General features: G+C 66.6%; 17 protein-coding genes. 11 read left to right on the top strand and 6 right to left on the bottom strand.

Annotation, left to right across the window (positions count from 1 at the left end; all coding sequences use genetic code 11):
* From EP379_RS14945 to EP379_RS14920, 6 genes are all read right to left on the bottom strand, one after another.
* On the bottom strand, positions 1–1,908 hold the full coding sequence (locus EP379_RS14945; protein WP_127478534.1) for a heavy metal translocating P-type ATPase: 1,908 nt from the start codon (positions 1,906–1,908) through the stop codon (positions 1–3).
* The gene (locus EP379_RS14940; RefSeq protein WP_055423764.1) at positions 1,908–2,312 is read right to left on the bottom strand and encodes an ArsR/SmtB family transcription factor; all 405 of its coding nucleotides are present in this window, start codon (positions 2,310–2,312) and stop codon (positions 1,908–1,910) included. Before EP379_RS14940 ends, EP379_RS14945 begins: the two co-directional genes overlap by 1 nt.
* 95 nt (positions 2,313–2,407) lie before the next feature.
* Positions 2,408–2,914, bottom strand: a complete 507-nt coding sequence (locus tag EP379_RS14935; RefSeq protein ID WP_197722815.1) for a hypothetical protein — start codon at positions 2,912–2,914, stop codon at positions 2,408–2,410.
* Positions 2,911–4,269 carry a recombinase family protein gene (locus tag EP379_RS14930; protein WP_072755419.1) on the bottom strand — a complete coding sequence of 453 codons (1,359 nt, stop codon included), beginning with the start codon at positions 4,267–4,269 and terminating at the stop codon, positions 2,911–2,913. Before EP379_RS14930 ends, EP379_RS14935 begins: the two co-directional genes overlap by 4 nt.
* Entirely contained in the window at positions 4,266–4,763 is a 498-nt protein-coding gene (locus EP379_RS14925; RefSeq protein ID WP_127478533.1) for a DUF2924 domain-containing protein, read from the bottom strand. The genes EP379_RS14930 and EP379_RS14925 overlap by 4 nt, the downstream gene beginning before the upstream one ends.
* Entirely contained in the window at positions 4,760–4,978 is a 219-nt protein-coding gene (locus EP379_RS14920; RefSeq protein WP_127478532.1) for a helix-turn-helix domain-containing protein, read from the bottom strand. Before EP379_RS14920 ends, EP379_RS14925 begins: the two co-directional genes overlap by 4 nt.
* 212 nt (positions 4,979–5,190) lie before the next feature.
* Between EP379_RS14920 and EP379_RS14915 the strand changes: the two genes are divergently transcribed.
* From EP379_RS14915 to EP379_RS14865, 11 genes are all read left to right on the top strand, one after another.
* Positions 5,191–6,243, top strand: coding sequence for a helix-turn-helix domain-containing protein (locus tag EP379_RS14915; protein WP_127478531.1), 1,053 nt, complete (start codon positions 5,191–5,193; stop codon positions 6,241–6,243).
* 6 nt (positions 6,244–6,249) lie between these two features.
* Entirely contained in the window at positions 6,250–6,759 is a 510-nt protein-coding gene (locus EP379_RS14910) for a PIN domain-containing protein (protein WP_024892255.1), read from the top strand.
* Between the two features lie 38 nt (positions 6,760–6,797).
* On the top strand, positions 6,798–8,045 hold the full coding sequence (locus tag EP379_RS14905; RefSeq protein WP_197722814.1) for a hypothetical protein: 1,248 nt from the start codon (positions 6,798–6,800) through the stop codon (positions 8,043–8,045).
* Complete coding sequence (locus EP379_RS14900) at positions 8,008–9,015, top strand: hypothetical protein (protein ID WP_127478530.1); 1,008 nt, start codon at positions 8,008–8,010, stop codon at positions 9,013–9,015. The genes EP379_RS14905 and EP379_RS14900 overlap by 38 nt, the downstream gene beginning before the upstream one ends.
* Before the next feature lie 185 nt (positions 9,016–9,200).
* A complete protein-coding gene (locus tag EP379_RS14895) occupies positions 9,201–9,413 on the top strand; it encodes a helix-turn-helix transcriptional regulator (RefSeq protein WP_024892258.1) in 213 nt (70 codons plus the stop codon).
* A 56-nt stretch (positions 9,414–9,469) separates the two neighbouring features.
* On the top strand, positions 9,470–9,952 hold the full coding sequence (locus EP379_RS14890; RefSeq protein WP_127478529.1) for a hypothetical protein: 483 nt from the start codon (positions 9,470–9,472) through the stop codon (positions 9,950–9,952).
* 5 nt (positions 9,953–9,957) lie between these two features.
* Positions 9,958–10,239 (top strand): hypothetical protein, encoded by a 282-nt coding sequence (locus EP379_RS14885; RefSeq protein WP_127478528.1) that lies wholly within the window; start codon positions 9,958–9,960, stop codon positions 10,237–10,239.
* Positions 10,236–11,168 (top strand): ATP-binding protein, encoded by a 933-nt coding sequence (locus tag EP379_RS14880; RefSeq protein WP_197722813.1) that lies wholly within the window; start codon positions 10,236–10,238, stop codon positions 11,166–11,168. The genes EP379_RS14885 and EP379_RS14880 overlap by 4 nt, the downstream gene beginning before the upstream one ends.
* Positions 11,169–11,180: 12 nt before the next feature.
* Complete coding sequence (locus tag EP379_RS14875) at positions 11,181–11,777, top strand: hypothetical protein (RefSeq protein WP_127478527.1); 597 nt, start codon at positions 11,181–11,183, stop codon at positions 11,775–11,777.
* Positions 11,778–11,791: 14 nt separating this feature from the next.
* Entirely contained in the window at positions 11,792–13,468 is a 1,677-nt protein-coding gene (locus EP379_RS14870) for a DEAD/DEAH box helicase (protein WP_127478526.1), read from the top strand.
* Entirely contained in the window at positions 13,465–13,821 is a 357-nt protein-coding gene (locus EP379_RS14865; protein WP_127478525.1) for a DUF6511 domain-containing protein, read from the top strand. Before EP379_RS14870 ends, EP379_RS14865 begins: the two co-directional genes overlap by 4 nt.
* Positions 13,822–13,831: the final 10 nt, after the last annotated feature.

Raw genomic sequence — 13,831 nt, 5'->3', positions numbered from 1 at the left:
TCAGCGGCGCAGCATGCGCAGGCCGCTTCCGATCACCACGAACTCGCTGATCTCGTGCGCCAGCACCGCGATCGGCAGGGTGAAATAGCCGCCCACCGCGCCCGCGATCAGGCCGCCGATCACCACCGCGGACAGGGCGAGGTTCTGCCGGATCACCTGCCAGGTTCGGCGGCTGAAGGAAATCAGATAGGGCAGCCGCGCGAGGTTGTCGCTCATCAGCGCCACGTCCGCCGTCTCCAGCGCGACGTCGGTGCCCGCCGCGCCCATGGCGACGCCGACGTGGGCCGCCGCCAGTGCGGGCGCGTCGTTCACGCCATCGCCGACCATCACCACCTTGCCGTGGCGCGCCTCCAGCTCGGCGACCTTGCGCGTCTTGCCCTCCGGGGAAAGCTCGGCGAACACCTCGTCCACACCCACCTGCCTGGCGATCGCTTCCGCCGCCAAGGGATTGTCGCCGGTCAGCATGACCACCCGCTCGATGCCGGCGCGCTTGAGCTCGGCGACGGCCCGGACCGCCTCCGGCCGCAGCGGATCGGCGATGGCGATCAGGCCGTCGAGGGCTCGATCGGTGCCGACCAGCACCACGGTCTTGCCTTCCCGCTGCAAGGCTTCGATGCGGGGCATCGCGGCGGCCACCGGAACGCCCAGCCCCTCGAAGAGCCGTGGGTTTCCTACATAGTGGTCGACGCCTTCGATCCGGCCGCGGGCGCCCGCGCCGGTGAGGGACAGGAAATCTTGGGCCGGGTTGACCGCGATGCCCTCGCTCTTGGCCCGCTCCAGCACGGCCTGCGCCAGGGGGTGCTGCGAGCGCAGTTCGAGGGCGGCGGCCGCGGCCAGTACCTCGCGTTCGCTTTGCCCGTCCAGCGGGATCACATCCGTGACCTGCGGCCGGCCCAGGGTGAGCGTGCCGGTCTTGTCCAGGGCCACCACCCGCACCTTGGCCAGGTTCTCCAGATGCACGCCGCCCTTGATCAACAGGCCGTTGCGGCCGGCGGTGCCGATGGCGGCGACCAGCGTGATGGGGACGGAGATCACCAGGGCGCAAGGGGCGGCGGCGACGATGAACACGGTGGCGCGGGTGAGCCAGTCCTCCCAAGGCAGGCCGAACAGCGGCGGCAAAAGGCCGATGAGGATGCCCACGCCCAGGACGGAGGGGCTGTAGCGCTTGCCGAAGCGCTCGATGAAGCGTTGACTGCGGCCCTTGCTCGCCTGCGCGGCTTCCACCAGATGGATGATGCGCGAGAGGGTGTTGTCGGCGAAGGTCTTGGCGGCGCGCACCGTGAGCGCGCCCTCGCCGTTGAGGGTGGCGGCGAACACCTGGCTGCCCGGCAGTTTCTCGACCGGCACGGATTCGCCGGTCACCGGCGCCTGGTTCACGCTGGAATGACCGTCGACCACCTCGCCGTCAGTGGCGACCGACTCGCCCGGCAGCACGATGAAGACATCGCCCACCCGGATCTGCTCGACCGGGATCCGTATCTCCTCGTCTCCGCGCCGCACGAGCGCGGTCTTCGGGGCCAAGTCCATGAGGGCGCGGATCGCGTGCCGGGCGCGCTCCGCCGTGTAGCCTTCCGCCGCCTCGGAGATCGAGTAGAGAAACACAAGCGTCGCGGCCTCCGCCCACTGCCCCATGACCCCGGCGACGATGGCGGCGGTGGACATGAGGAGCTCAATGCCGATCTCGCGCTCCTTGACCAGTTCCTCCAGCGCCTCGCGGCCGAAATAGTAGCCGCCGACGAGTACGGCGGCGATATAGAGAATTGCCTGGAACCCGGCGGGCAGGCCGAGATAGCCGCCGACGAAGCCGGTGAGCAGCAACAGCCCGGAGCATACGGAGGTGACGACCTTGGCGTTGCGCCAGGGTCGCGGCATGACCACCGGGGCCTCGGCGGCGCAGGCGCAGCCCATCACTCGCCCTCCACCGCCGCAAGCGATGCGGTCTGGATGCCGATACGACAGCGCCCGCCTTCCCGTAAACACATGCGCTCGCGAAAACGGTGCAAGTCCTGGGCAAAGAGCCCGCCGACGTCGGGCAGCGCCCGCAGCATGTCATAGGCCAATTCCAGGTAAGGCACGCCGCGCACGAGGCGGTGATAGACCCAGCGCCCATCTTTCTCTGCGGACAGCAGCCCAGCCTGACGCAGAATCTTTACATGGCGCGACAGCTTGTACTGGGGCTCAAGCAGGCTGTCCACCAGTTCGCAGAGGCAGGCCTCCTCGCCGGTCTCGGCCAGCAGGCGGACGATACGGATCCTCGTCGGGTCGGCGAGGGCCTGAAAGATTTCGTGTGGTTGTACGTTGATCGTATGCATAGTTGCATGATAACGCATCTATGCGACGACGCAACACTCGGACGGGAAATCGGCCACCCTCCCAACCCGGGGCGGGGAATCGGGGATCCGCGAGATCAGGCTTGGATTCTTCGCCGCTGCTCGTCCCATAGCAGTGGCGTCCCCGACGCCAGATCGAACAGGGTCACCTCCGGCGGCAGGGTCTCGTCGAGGATGGCGGCGACGATGTCCGGCGCCAGGGTGGTGAGGTTCACCATCCGACTCACATAGGCGCGATCCATCCCCTCGCGTTCGGCCACCTCGGATAGCGTGCGCGCCTCGCCGGACTCCACCATCGCCAGCCAGCGGTGGCCGCGGGCGAGTGCGAGCTGGATCGGTGTCGGCGTGTCGTCCCAGGGGCGTGGTTGCACGGCACCACCGTCCGGCAGCGTCACGGCCTTGCGGCTGCCGCGGCGCTTGATCCGGATCGGCACGGTCACGGTGAGGCTGCCGTCGCTCGCGGTGATCACCTCTGGCTGGCCGGTCTTGTCGATCAAGATTTCGCTGCGGGCTCCATCCCTGGAGCCCGTCCCTACGGGACCAGCCTTGCGGCTGTCCAAATTCGTTCCCGACGAATTTGTCATGCCACGGCCTCCTCAAGGGTTTCCGGGGCGGGCTCGGGGCGCAGCTCCAGGGCGAGCACCTCGATGCCGTTGGGCCGGAACCGCACCTCGATGTCGTCCGGCGAGACGATCACCTTGTCGATGAGGAGCCGCACGATGCGCTGCTGCTCGGCCGGGAAGAGCTGATCCCAAATCGCATCCAGCCGGGTCATGGCCACCGTGACCTGGGCCTCGTCCAGGGAGGGGTCGAGCCGGGCGGCGCGCTCGGCCACCCCGGCGACCATGGCCGGGGCGCGCAGCACCCGGCGCATCTGCTCCAGCACGGCGGCCTCCAGTTCACCGGCCGGCAGGCGCGGCAGCCCGGAGGCGCCGGCGTGCTCCTTGTTCTCCCGCGTCGGCAGGTAGTAGCGGTAGATACGTCCGTTCTTCTTGCGCGTGGACCAGGGCGTGAGCGCCCGGCCATCGATCCCCACGACGATCCCCTTGAGCAGGAACGGCACCCGGGCGCGGGTGTTGTTGCCTCGCACACGCGAGTTCTGCGCGAGGATCGCCTGGGCGGCATCCCACAGCCTGCGCTCGACGACGGGCGGGTGTTCGCCCGGATACCACTGATCGCGATGGCGGATCTCGCCCAGGTAGACGCGGTTGTTGAGGATCTTGTAGACGAGGCTCTTGTCGATGGGCTTGCCATCGCGCACCCGCCCGTCTTGGGTAGTCCAGGCCTTGGAGGTCACGCCGTCGAGGCGCAGCTCCTTCACGAGCAGGGTCGAGGACCCGAGCTCGACGAAGCGCTGGAAGATGTGGCGGACGATCTTGGCCTCGCGCTCGTTGGGCACCAACCGCCGGTTCTCGACGTCGTAGCCGAGCGGCGGCACGCCACCCATCCACATGCCCTTGCGCTTGCTGGCGGCGATCTTGTCGCGGATGCGCTCGCCGGTAACCTCGCGCTCGAACTGCGCGAAGGAGAGCAGGATGTTGAGCATCAACCGCCCCATCGAGGTGGTGGTGTTGAACTGCTGGGTGACCGAGACGAAGGAGACCCCGTGGCGCTCGAAGACGTCGATCATTCGCGAGAAGTCAGTCAGCGATCGCGTCAGGCGATCGATCTTGTAGACCACCACGATGTCGATCCTGCCGGCCTCGATGTCGGCCAGCAGCCGCTTGAGCGCCGGCCGGTCCATGTTGCCACCGGAGAAGGCGGGATCGTCGTAGTCGTCGGCCACCGGAATCCAGCCCTCCGCGCGCTGGCTGGCGATGTAGGCGTGGCCGGCGTCACGCTGGGCGTCGATGGAGTTGTACTCCTGGTCGAGCCCCTCGTCGGTGGACTTCCGAGTGTAGACGGCGCAGCGCAGGCGGCGCTTCAGGGCTTCGTTCATCGCCGACCTCCCTGCTTCTTCGGATTCTTCGCCTTGGCCGGTGCCTTCACGCCGAAGAAGAGCGGCCCGGACCAGCGGGTGCCGGTGATCTCGCGGGCGATCATGGACAGGCTCGGGTAGCGCCTGCCCTCGAACTCATACTGTCCGTCCTGGGCGACCGTCACCCGGTGCTCGATCCCCTGGTACTCCCGGGTGAGCACGGTGCCGGGCATCAGCCGGATGTCGCGATCGAGCTTGCGCGCCTTGCCGGTCTCCACCAGGGCCTTGATGCGCCGCTTGTTGCGCTCCAAGAGGCTGGGATCGACCTTGCGGAACTCGATCTCTTGCAGCTTGTACGCGATCCGCCGCTCCATGAACTGGCGATTGGGCGGCGGGTTGTCGCTGCCGAAGAGTTCTCGCCAAAGCGCCCTCATTTCCTCTATCGAGAGATCCGGGAGCCCGGCGATCCGGGCGACGACGCTCGGCGGGGTGGGTGGGACGGTGCTTGCCTTCATGGAGCCTCCTCCAAAGTGTTGTTGACGGGGTGGCTATGAGGCTGCTTCCGGCCGGAGAAGCCAAGCTCAAACTCGCTCTCCGTGGGGTGACCTGCGGACTGCGCGACCGCGGCGTCGCGCAGTCGGACGAGGCCGCGCGCCAGCAAGGACGCGACCTCTTGCCGGCGCTGCTCCGGCGTCATCCGGTCGGGGGGAAGGTGGTTGATCGTGCACATCGGTATCGGTCCTGAACGTCCAACTCGCTCGATGACGAGATTGTCCGGTCAGGCCTCTACCGAGGCCATCAGGGAGTTTCGGGCCGGTGCGAACCGATGGGGGCTGGTGCGAAGGAGTTCGCGGGATCGGGTTGCGCCAAGCGAACAGAATTGGCGATGTTTACAAAACAAAGCTTCATACGTAAACTGTAAACAAAAGAGGACGCTCCCCAATGTTTGGCGAAAGACTGAAACTGGCCCGCAAGCGCTCCGGCCTGTCCCTTCGGGGACTGGCCGATGCCATCAACCATGCGGTCAGTGCCCAGGCGATCGGCCGCTATGAGCGCAACGAGATGCTGCCCGGTTCGGCGACCGCCCTGAAACTCGCCAAGGCGCTCGGCGTCCCGCTGAGCTACCTGTTCAGCCCCTCGGAGATCCGCCTCGAGGGGGTGGAGTTTCGCAAGACCGCTGCGACCCGGGCCCAGGAGCGCGCCATGGTGGAAGCCGCCGTCCTGGACAGCCTCGACCGCTACCTGCTCGTCGAAGACCTGCTGGAGATCGGCAGCCATGTGTGGGACAAGCCCGAAGGGGCTCCCTTCAAGGTCTCCGACCTCGATGATGCGGAGACCGCCGCCGAGAGCGTCCGCAAGGCCTGGAACCTGGGTGGCGACGCGATCCCCAACGTTACCGAGCTGCTCGAAGAGCACGGCATCAAGGTGCTCAAGCTCGACTTCCCGCTCTCGGTCGACGGACTGACCTGCCGGGTGGCGCGGCCGGGCCAGGAGAAGGTACCGGTCATCGTGGGTTCGGTGGCGAAATCGGTGGAACGCCGGCGCTTCACCCTGGCTCACGAGCTCGGCCATATGGTGATGGCCATCGACGGCGACCTGGACGAGGAGAAAGCGTGCCAGCGCTTCGCCAGCGCCCTCTTGATGCCCCGGGAGGACCTGCTGTTCGAGGTCGGGCAGCGCCGCCATGCCTTCGGCTATGCCGAGATCATCGAGATCAAGCGCATGTACGGCGTCAGCGCCGCCGCCCTGATCGTCCGGCTGCGCGATCTCGGCGTCATCACCGAGGGGACCTTGCAGGCCGTGTTTCGCGGCATCGGCCGCACCTGGCGCAAGGCCGAGCCCGAGCCGCTCCCGGAAAACGAGGAACCCCGGCGCTTCCAGCGCCTGGTGCTCCGCGCCCTTGCTGAGGACATCATCTCGCTTCCCAAAGCCGCAGAGCTGCTGCGCAAGAGCACGGGCGAGGTGAGCCGAATCATGTCGGGGCCCGCGGAGTGACCTATCGTGCGGGTATTGGTGAGCGACGCCTCGATTCTGATTGAGCTGGCGAAGTGGTCCCTCCTGGAGGCGCTGTTCAAGCTGCCGTTCGAGTTTGCGGTACCCGACGCCCTGTACGAGGACGAGCTCATCGATCTCGGTGAGATCGATCGGGAGCAGCTCAAGGGGTTGGGCCTGCGGGTCGAGTCCCTGGATGCGGAAGGCATGGCCCGGGCCGTCACTTATCAGACGGCCCGGCCCAAGCTCACCCTCCACGACTGCCTTGCCGTCACCCTGGCCGTGACGAACGACTGGCCGTTGCTGACGGGTGACAAGCGCATGCGTGCCCTCGCCGACGAAGAGCACCTCGAGGTGCACGGCGTCTTGTGGGTCATCGACCGGTTTGCCGAGCACCGCATCGTGCGCAAGCCCACGCTCGCCAAGGCGCTGCGCGGCATGCTGGACGACCCGCGGACACGGCTGCCGAATGCCGAGATCAATAAGCGGCTCGCCCTCTTCACCGCGAAGCAAGATTGAGCGGCCGGCACTGACGCCCGGAAAGGATTCTTCGTCACATGGGAGAACAAGAACGAATGAACGATGCTGAAAACTTGGCCAAGCTGCTCGGGCACCTGAAGCCCGAGCTGTTTCGCGCCTTCATGGCGGAGGAGTTCGGGCTCGTCATGCCAGAACTCGAAAAGAAGAAGACCAAGACGGAACATCGCCAAGTCATGGAGGCTGTGCTGGCCGCCTTGCCCGTACTGGAGCGGCAGAGGATCGAGGAGGTCGCCGAGAAGATCATCCTGTTGACTGACGGTGCAGGTCAGGATGTCGTCGACGGATTCCGGGACGGCATCTTCGATGATGCGGATCGTGAAGCTTTCGATGCCTTGCGCGACCAATACGAACGTGCCTTGTGGCTGTACGCGAACGCCGCCGAGATCTTCAAGGAAGCGCTGGATGCCCGGCAGGCCGACGTGTTCCGCCAGAGCGTCACGTGCTACTCGGGCTTCGTCGCGCCGAAGGCTCTCGTCATGGCGACCGACGAGAAGGCGAAGGACGCGTTCCACGAGAACGTGGCGCGGCAGCTCGGTTGCGCCAAGGACGACGTCGCCATTCAGATCTTCAAGCGGCTGCGGCCGAACTCGCAGACCGGCGAGGACGTCGATCTCTACCAGATCAGCGTCCACAACAACCGCCCGCCCGAGATCATCGACTGCGTGCAGGCGAGCGAGTTGGTGGCCCAGGAAGTGGTTCGCGCCGTATCCTCCCACATTACCTACGAGCCGGCCAACGGCTACCTGGAGGTGCTGTCCAGGGAGACCGACGGGCGCGAGGCGCTGGCGCGTATCGCTGCGGACTGTCTGCTGCAGTCTCCCTTCTCGGGCGAGAGGATCCCGCTCAAGCAGTACGACTACCAGAGCCTCGCGGCGCCGCGCGCCTTCGACCTCACAGGCGAGAATGTCGCTTCGGTCAAGGTGGCTGAGCTCGGTTACACGGACTCGAACCACCGTTCGCTGCTGGTGAAGATCTGGGCGAAGGACCCCGACGACATCCACACGGCTGCGAAGTCGCTGATCGGGCCGTCCTTCGACTTCCGCCACCACCGATTGACCTACGCCAGATTGTCCATTCGCCTGAAGAAGGTCGGCCGGGAACGGGCGCGAACGATCTCCGTCATTCTGCGCGACGACAACAAGTGCAACATCAAGACCAAGCGCGAGAAGGACCGGGCGCTGTGCGATCGATTGCTCGCCAAATGGAAGCTGGTCAAGGAGATCGGTGATGTCGTCGAAGCACCTCTCGACGAAGTCGCTGCTTGAGCTGCTCGACCTGTTCGAGCGCTCTCGCCAGCCGCTCGCCGATGTCGATGGCCAAGTCCTGCGCGGTGTTCCCGGCTGGGACCTCTCCCGTATCACGTCGATGCCGCCCAAGGCGCGGGATGCGTGGCTCGAACGCGTCGGTTACGCCGGCTCCTTCCCGGCGCCATGCCGTGACGAACACGTCCCCGTCGAACTGGAGGAGGACGACGATCCGGCCCGATACCGGTATCGCTGCCCGGAATCCTTCCGGCTGAGATTCGTCGATGCCGTGGACGTAGCGGTCTACGCCGTTCGCCCCGCCATCCTGCTCGGCACCGTTGCCGATCTGCTCGACATTCCACAGGCTATGCGCAAAGGAATCGAATCGCCCGCCATCGACGGCGTGCTGTGGCATCTCGGCAAGGCGCGGATCGGCCTGGCACATACAGAGGTGTGGTTCGTTCGCGGGCTCGCGCAATCGGTGGACGACGTCTTCCGGCATTTGCATTTCCCGACACTGCCGGACCAGGGCCTGATTCTGACGTCGGGACAGCCATTGCCCGAGTTCGTGCGTCCCCCCAGGAACTACCGATTCGCGGCGGTGCGCCAGGTACTCGTCGACTACGTGACAACACCCACCGTGGACATGGACCTGCTCCATCGCATCCTGGCGACGCCTGCGGACGGGATGCTTCGCCCGCTCCTACCGGTCCACTTCGACGAGTACACCAACACGCTCACCATCCGCAGCAAGAGCAACAAGCCCTGGGTGATCAAGGGCGAACGCCAAGCGGCGGCCGTCCGCTACATGTACGAGCAGGCAATGAACGACCGTTGGCTGTTGCCAGCCGCCGAAATCTTGGGGGCCGCATACCCGGACAAGAAAACCGCCCGCAGCCAGCGCATGCAGAACCTCTTCAGCGGCAACACCGAGTGGGAGGACTACATCGCCAACCCCGAGAAGGGCAAGTACGGGTTCCTGCTCGACTGACCCCAGCGTCTTCCCGTCGCTGTTCCGCATGACCGCCTTCGGGCGGTTTTTTGTTTTCTGTGGCCCGTATTTCCCCGTTTCGGCCGCGCCCGTACATCCGCCCGTACATGGCGGTGGCGGACGCCCGCACATCACGAATCCGACACTGACCTCACGTTTTCGCAATCACCCGAAAGGAGAAAAACGTGAGTATCAAACACCTCAACCAACGCCAACTGGCCGACCGTTGGGGCGTCAGCGAAGCCACCTTGGAACGCTGGCGCTCCGAAGGGATCGGGCCGGTCTTTCTGAAGATCCAAGGCCGCGTGCTCTACCGCGTCGAGGACGTCGAGTCCTACGAGGCGGAGTGCCTGCGCAAGAGCACCTCCGAGCGCGTCGGCGCGGGAGGTGTGGCATGACAAATTCGTCGGGAACGAATTTGGACCGCGAAGCGGGCCGCGTAGCGGCGAGCCCCATGGACGGGGCGAGCAACCGCCTCACCCCCGACCAGGTTCTCGCCACGCCGGCCGGCGAGCTGGCCGCGCTGCAAAGCGAGGCGCTGTTCCAGCTGAAGAACGATGCCGCCGATCTGCTCTCGGTGGCCCGCGCCATCGTCGAGCACATCGACCGGGCACTCGAACTGAAATACGCCGACCGCGCCCATGCCCTGCGCCTGGCCGCCGGCAAGGACACCGGCATCGTGCATTTCGATGACGGCCACGTGCGCGTCACTGCCGACCTACCCAAGCGGGTCGAGTGGGATCAGCGGCGCCTTGCCGAGGTCGTTCGCCGCATCGCCAACGGCGGCGAGGACCCGGCCGAGTACGTCGAGATCAGCTATCGCGTCTCGGAAACCAAGTTCAACGCCTGGCCGGAGTCGCTGAAGAGCGCCTTCGCGCCCGCACGCACGCTCAAGACCGGCAAGCCCGGCTTCCGCCTCGCCCTGATGAAGGAGTGACCGCCATGTTCAAGAACCGCACTTTGCTCGAGAAGCTGAAGAACAAGCATCCCTACCTGCTGGACGAGTTGCCGGCCACGGTCCGCGTGGATGGTATCGAGATGCCGCTCGAAAGCGCCACCCTGGACCAGATCGCCTTCGCCGTCATCGCCCTCGAAAACGAGGTCCGGCCCATCAGCCGCCGCATGAACGCTCTGCGGGAGCTCTACGACCTCGCCCGCAAACACGGCGCACTCGGCGCGCACCGGATCGGAGACGCCTTCGCCGACAAAGGAGGCCGCTCATGACCCTTCCCATCATCTCCGCCGACCAGCGCCTGGCCGAGAAGCGCGGCGTCAAGGGCGTGCTGGTCGGCAAGAGCGGCATCGGCAAGACCTCGCAGCTCTGGACCCTGGTGCCCGAGTCCACCTTGTTCTTCGACCTCGAGGCGGGCGACCTCGCCGTCGAGGGGTGGGCCGGCGACACCATCCGCCCGCGCACCTGGCAGGAGTGCCGCGACTTCGCGGTGTTCATCGGCGGTCCGAACCCGGCGCTGCGCGAGGACCAGCCCTTCAGCCAGGCCCACTTCGATGCCGTCTGCGCGCGCTTCGGCGACCCGACCGTGCTCGATCGCTACGACACCGTGTTCGTCGACTCGATCACCGTCGCCGGGCGTCTGTGCTTGCAGTGGTGCAAGGGCCAGCCGCAGGCCTTCTCCGAGAAGACCGGCAAGCCGGACACGCGCGGGGCCTACGGCCTGATGGGCCAGGAGATGATCGCCTGGCTCACCCACCTGCAGCACACCCGGGGCAAGAACGTCTGGTTCGTCGGCATCCTCGACGAGCGGCTCGACGACTTCAATCGCCGCGTCTTCCAGCTGCAGATCGACGGCTCCAAGACCGGGCTCGAGCTGCCCGGCATCGTCGACGAGGTGGTGACGCTGGCCGAGCTCAAGGCCGACGACGGCACCGCCTACCGCGCCTTCGTCTGCCACACGCTCAATCCCTGGGGCTACCCCGCCAAGGACCGCTCCGGCCGCCTGGACCAGATCGAGGAGCCGCATCTTGGCCGGCTGATGGCCAAGATCGCCGGCCCCGCGCGCCCCGCCCTCGAACGCCTCGACTTCGCGCGCCCCGCGCCTTCCGACAAATCGGCAGGACAGCCGATTTGCACGTCGCGTAGCGACGCCCACCGGGCCAAGGCCATGGATGGCCTTGGTGAACCCGTACAGCAATAAGGAGCCACGACCATGAGTTATTTCGATTTCAACGATGCCAACGAGCAGTCCTCGTTCAACCTGATCCCCAAGGGCACGCTGGTGCGCGTGCGCATGACCATCCGCCCCGGCGGCTTCGACGATGCGAGCCAGGGCTGGACCGGCGGCTACGCCACCCGCAACGACAACACCGGCTCGGTGTACCTCAACTGCGAGTTCGTCGTGATGGAGGGCGAGTACGCCCGCCGCAAGATGTGGTCGCTGATCGGCCTCTACAGCCCCAAGGGCCCCGAGTGGGCGAACATGGGCCGCGCCTTCGTCAAGGCGATCCTCAACTCCGCGCGCGGCGTCCATCCGGGCGATGCCAGTCCCCAGGCCCAGAACGCGCGGCGCATCGCCGGGTTCACCGACCTCGACGGCATCGAGTTCCTCGGCAAGGTCGATTGGGAGAAGGACCAGAACGGCCAGGACAAGGCAGTCATCAAGCAGGCGATCCAGCCCGATCACAAGGACTACGCCGCATTGATGGGGGCAGCGCGTGCACCGGTGCCGTCGACCACCACCCCGAACGCCTATGCCCAGGCTACGGGTCGCGCTCCGGTCACGGGCCGCCCGAGCTGGGCGCAGTAAGGGGGGCTGCGGGCATGATGCTTCGTCCCCGTCAGGCCCTGCTGGTGGAGCGCTCGCTCGCCGCGCTCTACCTGCACGGCAACACCCTGGCCATCGGCCCGACCGGCTCCGGCAAGACCATCATGCTGTCGGCGGTCGCCGGCGGCGTGTTGGAGGAGCCCGACGCGAAGGCCTGCATCCTCGCGCACCGCGATGAGCTCACCGCCCAGAACCGGGAGAAGTTCGGCCGGGTCAATCCGGGCGTCGCGACCTCGGTGTTCGATGCCAAGGAGAAGTCCTGGGCCGGGCGCGCCACCTTCGCGATGGTACAGACGCTCTCGCGTGACGCTCATCTCGACGCGATGCCCACGCTGGATCTGCTGGTGGTCGACGAGGCGCACCATGCCGCATCAAAGTCCTATCGGCGCGTGATCGATCGTGTGCTGTCGCGCAACCCCAGGGCGCTGATCTTCGGCGCCACCGCCACACCCGCGCGCAGCGACGGCAAGGGGCTGCGCGAGGTGTTCAGCAACGTCGCCGACCAGATCACGCTGGGCGAGCTCATCGCCTCCGGCCATCTGGTGCCACCGCGCACCTTCGTCATCGATGTCGGCGCGCAGTCTGCGCTCGCCCAGGTGCGCCGCACCGCCACCGACTTCGACATGACCGAGGTGGAGGCGATCCTCAACAGGACGCCGATCACCGACGCGGTGATCCGTCACTGGCGCGAGAAGGCCGGCGACCGCAAGACCATCGTGTTCTGCTCCACCGTGGCCCACGCGCAGTGCGTGGCCGAGGCGTTCGTCGCCGCAGGCATCCGCGCCGTACTGATTCACGGCGAGTTGTCGGATGCCGAGCGCGCAACCCGCCTGGCCGAGTACGAGACCGGCGATGCCCAGGTCGTGGTCAACGTGGCGGTGCTGACCGAAGGCTACGACTACACGCCCACCTCCTGCGTGGTGCTGCTGCGCCCGAGCTCGCACAAGTCGACGCTGACCCAGATGATCGGTCGTGGGCTGCGGACTATCGATCCGACCGAGCATCCCGGCGTGGTCAAGACCGACTGCATCGTCCTCGACTTCGGCACCGCGACCCTCATGCACGGCTCGCTGGAGCAGGAGGCCAACCTGGACGGCCACCAGCACCAGGGGCAGGCGCCCACCAAGGAGTGCCCCTCCTGCGAGGCATTGGTCCCGCTCGGCTGCCGCGAATGCCCACTGTGCGGCTTCGAGTGGACCATTGATCCGGCCGAGCAGGCGGAAGCCATGGACGACTTCGTCATGACGGAGATCGACCTGCTCAAGCGCTCCAACTTCCGCTGGTGCGATCTCTTCGGCTGCGACGATGCCTTGATGGCCACCGGCCTCCAAGCCTGGGGCGGCATCTTCTTCCTCAACGGGCGCTGGCACGCGGTCGGTGGCGGCCGGAGTCTTCCGCCCCGTCTGCTGGCGGTCGGCGACCGCAGCGTCTGCATGGCCAAGGCGGACGACTGGCTCAACGACAACGAGTCCCTCGACACCGCCCACAAGACCCGCCGCTGGCTCAACGAACCGCCCACCGAGAAGCAGCTGCGCTACCTGCCGCAGGCCATGCGCGCCGACTTCGGGCTCACCCGCTACCAGGCCTCGGCGCTGCTCGCGTTCCAGTTCAACAAGTCGTCGATCCATCGCCTCGTGCTGGCAGCCAACGACGAACACCGGAGGGCGGCGTGATATGCGCGATCTGCGGACGAGAGGGACGCGGCTTCTGCTGGCTGTCGCCGAGGAACGGCTCGCGTGCGCCGGACGGCAAGCGCCTGTTCAAGCGCTTCTGCTCCATGCGCTGCCAGGACATTCATCTGCAACGACTGAAGGCGGGAGGCGGTGTCGTGATCGATCCCACCCATAACGAGAAGGCCGCGATGGAGGCGGTCCTGCCCTCGCTCGGCGAGTACGTGGCGTCCATCGGCATGGACCGGTCGCTCGCGAGCTACACCCGGGAAGAGGTCCTGCAACTGGTCGATGTGGTGCTCACCGCCTACTTCGACAACCTGCGGGAGCGCACGCCCGACGATGTGCCGTTTTGAGGAGGCGGTG

It is taken from the genome of Sulfurivermis fontis (assembly GCF_004001245.1).
Lineage (GTDB): Bacteria > Pseudomonadota > Gammaproteobacteria > Thiohalomonadales > Thiohalomonadaceae > Sulfurivermis > Sulfurivermis fontis.
This window is presented reverse-complemented; position numbering and strand designations above follow the sequence as displayed.

Excerpts from the sequence above, each read along its gene's own strand:
- EP379_RS14925 (WP_127478533.1), bottom strand. The coding sequence starts at position 4,763 with ATGAAGGCAAGCACCGTCCCACCCACCCCGCCGAGCGTCGTCGCCCGG.
- EP379_RS14885 (WP_127478528.1), top strand. The coding sequence starts at position 9,958 with ATGTTCAAGAACCGCACTTTGCTCGAGAAGCTGAAGAACAAGCATCCC.
- EP379_RS14930 (WP_072755419.1), bottom strand. The coding sequence starts at position 4,269 with ATGAACGAAGCCCTGAAGCGCCGCCTGCGCTGCGCCGTCTACACTCGG.
- EP379_RS14900 (WP_127478530.1), top strand. The coding sequence starts at position 8,008 with ATGTCGTCGAAGCACCTCTCGACGAAGTCGCTGCTTGAGCTGCTCGAC.
- EP379_RS14915 (WP_127478531.1), top strand. The coding sequence starts at position 5,191 with ATGTTTGGCGAAAGACTGAAACTGGCCCGCAAGCGCTCCGGCCTGTCC.
- EP379_RS14870 (WP_127478526.1), top strand. The coding sequence starts at position 11,792 with ATGATGCTTCGTCCCCGTCAGGCCCTGCTGGTGGAGCGCTCGCTCGCC.
- EP379_RS14940 (WP_055423764.1), bottom strand. The coding sequence starts at position 2,312 with ATGCATACGATCAACGTACAACCACACGAAATCTTTCAGGCCCTCGCC.
- EP379_RS14890 (WP_127478529.1), top strand. The coding sequence starts at position 9,470 with ATGGACGGGGCGAGCAACCGCCTCACCCCCGACCAGGTTCTCGCCACG.
- EP379_RS14875 (WP_127478527.1), top strand. The coding sequence starts at position 11,181 with ATGAGTTATTTCGATTTCAACGATGCCAACGAGCAGTCCTCGTTCAAC.
- EP379_RS14920 (WP_127478532.1), bottom strand. The coding sequence starts at position 4,978 with ATGTGCACGATCAACCACCTTCCCCCCGACCGGATGACGCCGGAGCAG.
- EP379_RS14880 (WP_197722813.1), top strand. The coding sequence starts at position 10,236 with ATGACCCTTCCCATCATCTCCGCCGACCAGCGCCTGGCCGAGAAGCGC.
- EP379_RS14945 (WP_127478534.1), bottom strand. The coding sequence starts at position 1,908 with ATGGGCTGCGCCTGCGCCGCCGAGGCCCCGGTGGTCATGCCGCGACCC.
- EP379_RS14905 (WP_197722814.1), top strand. The coding sequence starts at position 6,798 with ATGGGAGAACAAGAACGAATGAACGATGCTGAAAACTTGGCCAAGCTG.
- EP379_RS14935 (WP_197722815.1), bottom strand. The coding sequence starts at position 2,914 with ATGACAAATTCGTCGGGAACGAATTTGGACAGCCGCAAGGCTGGTCCC.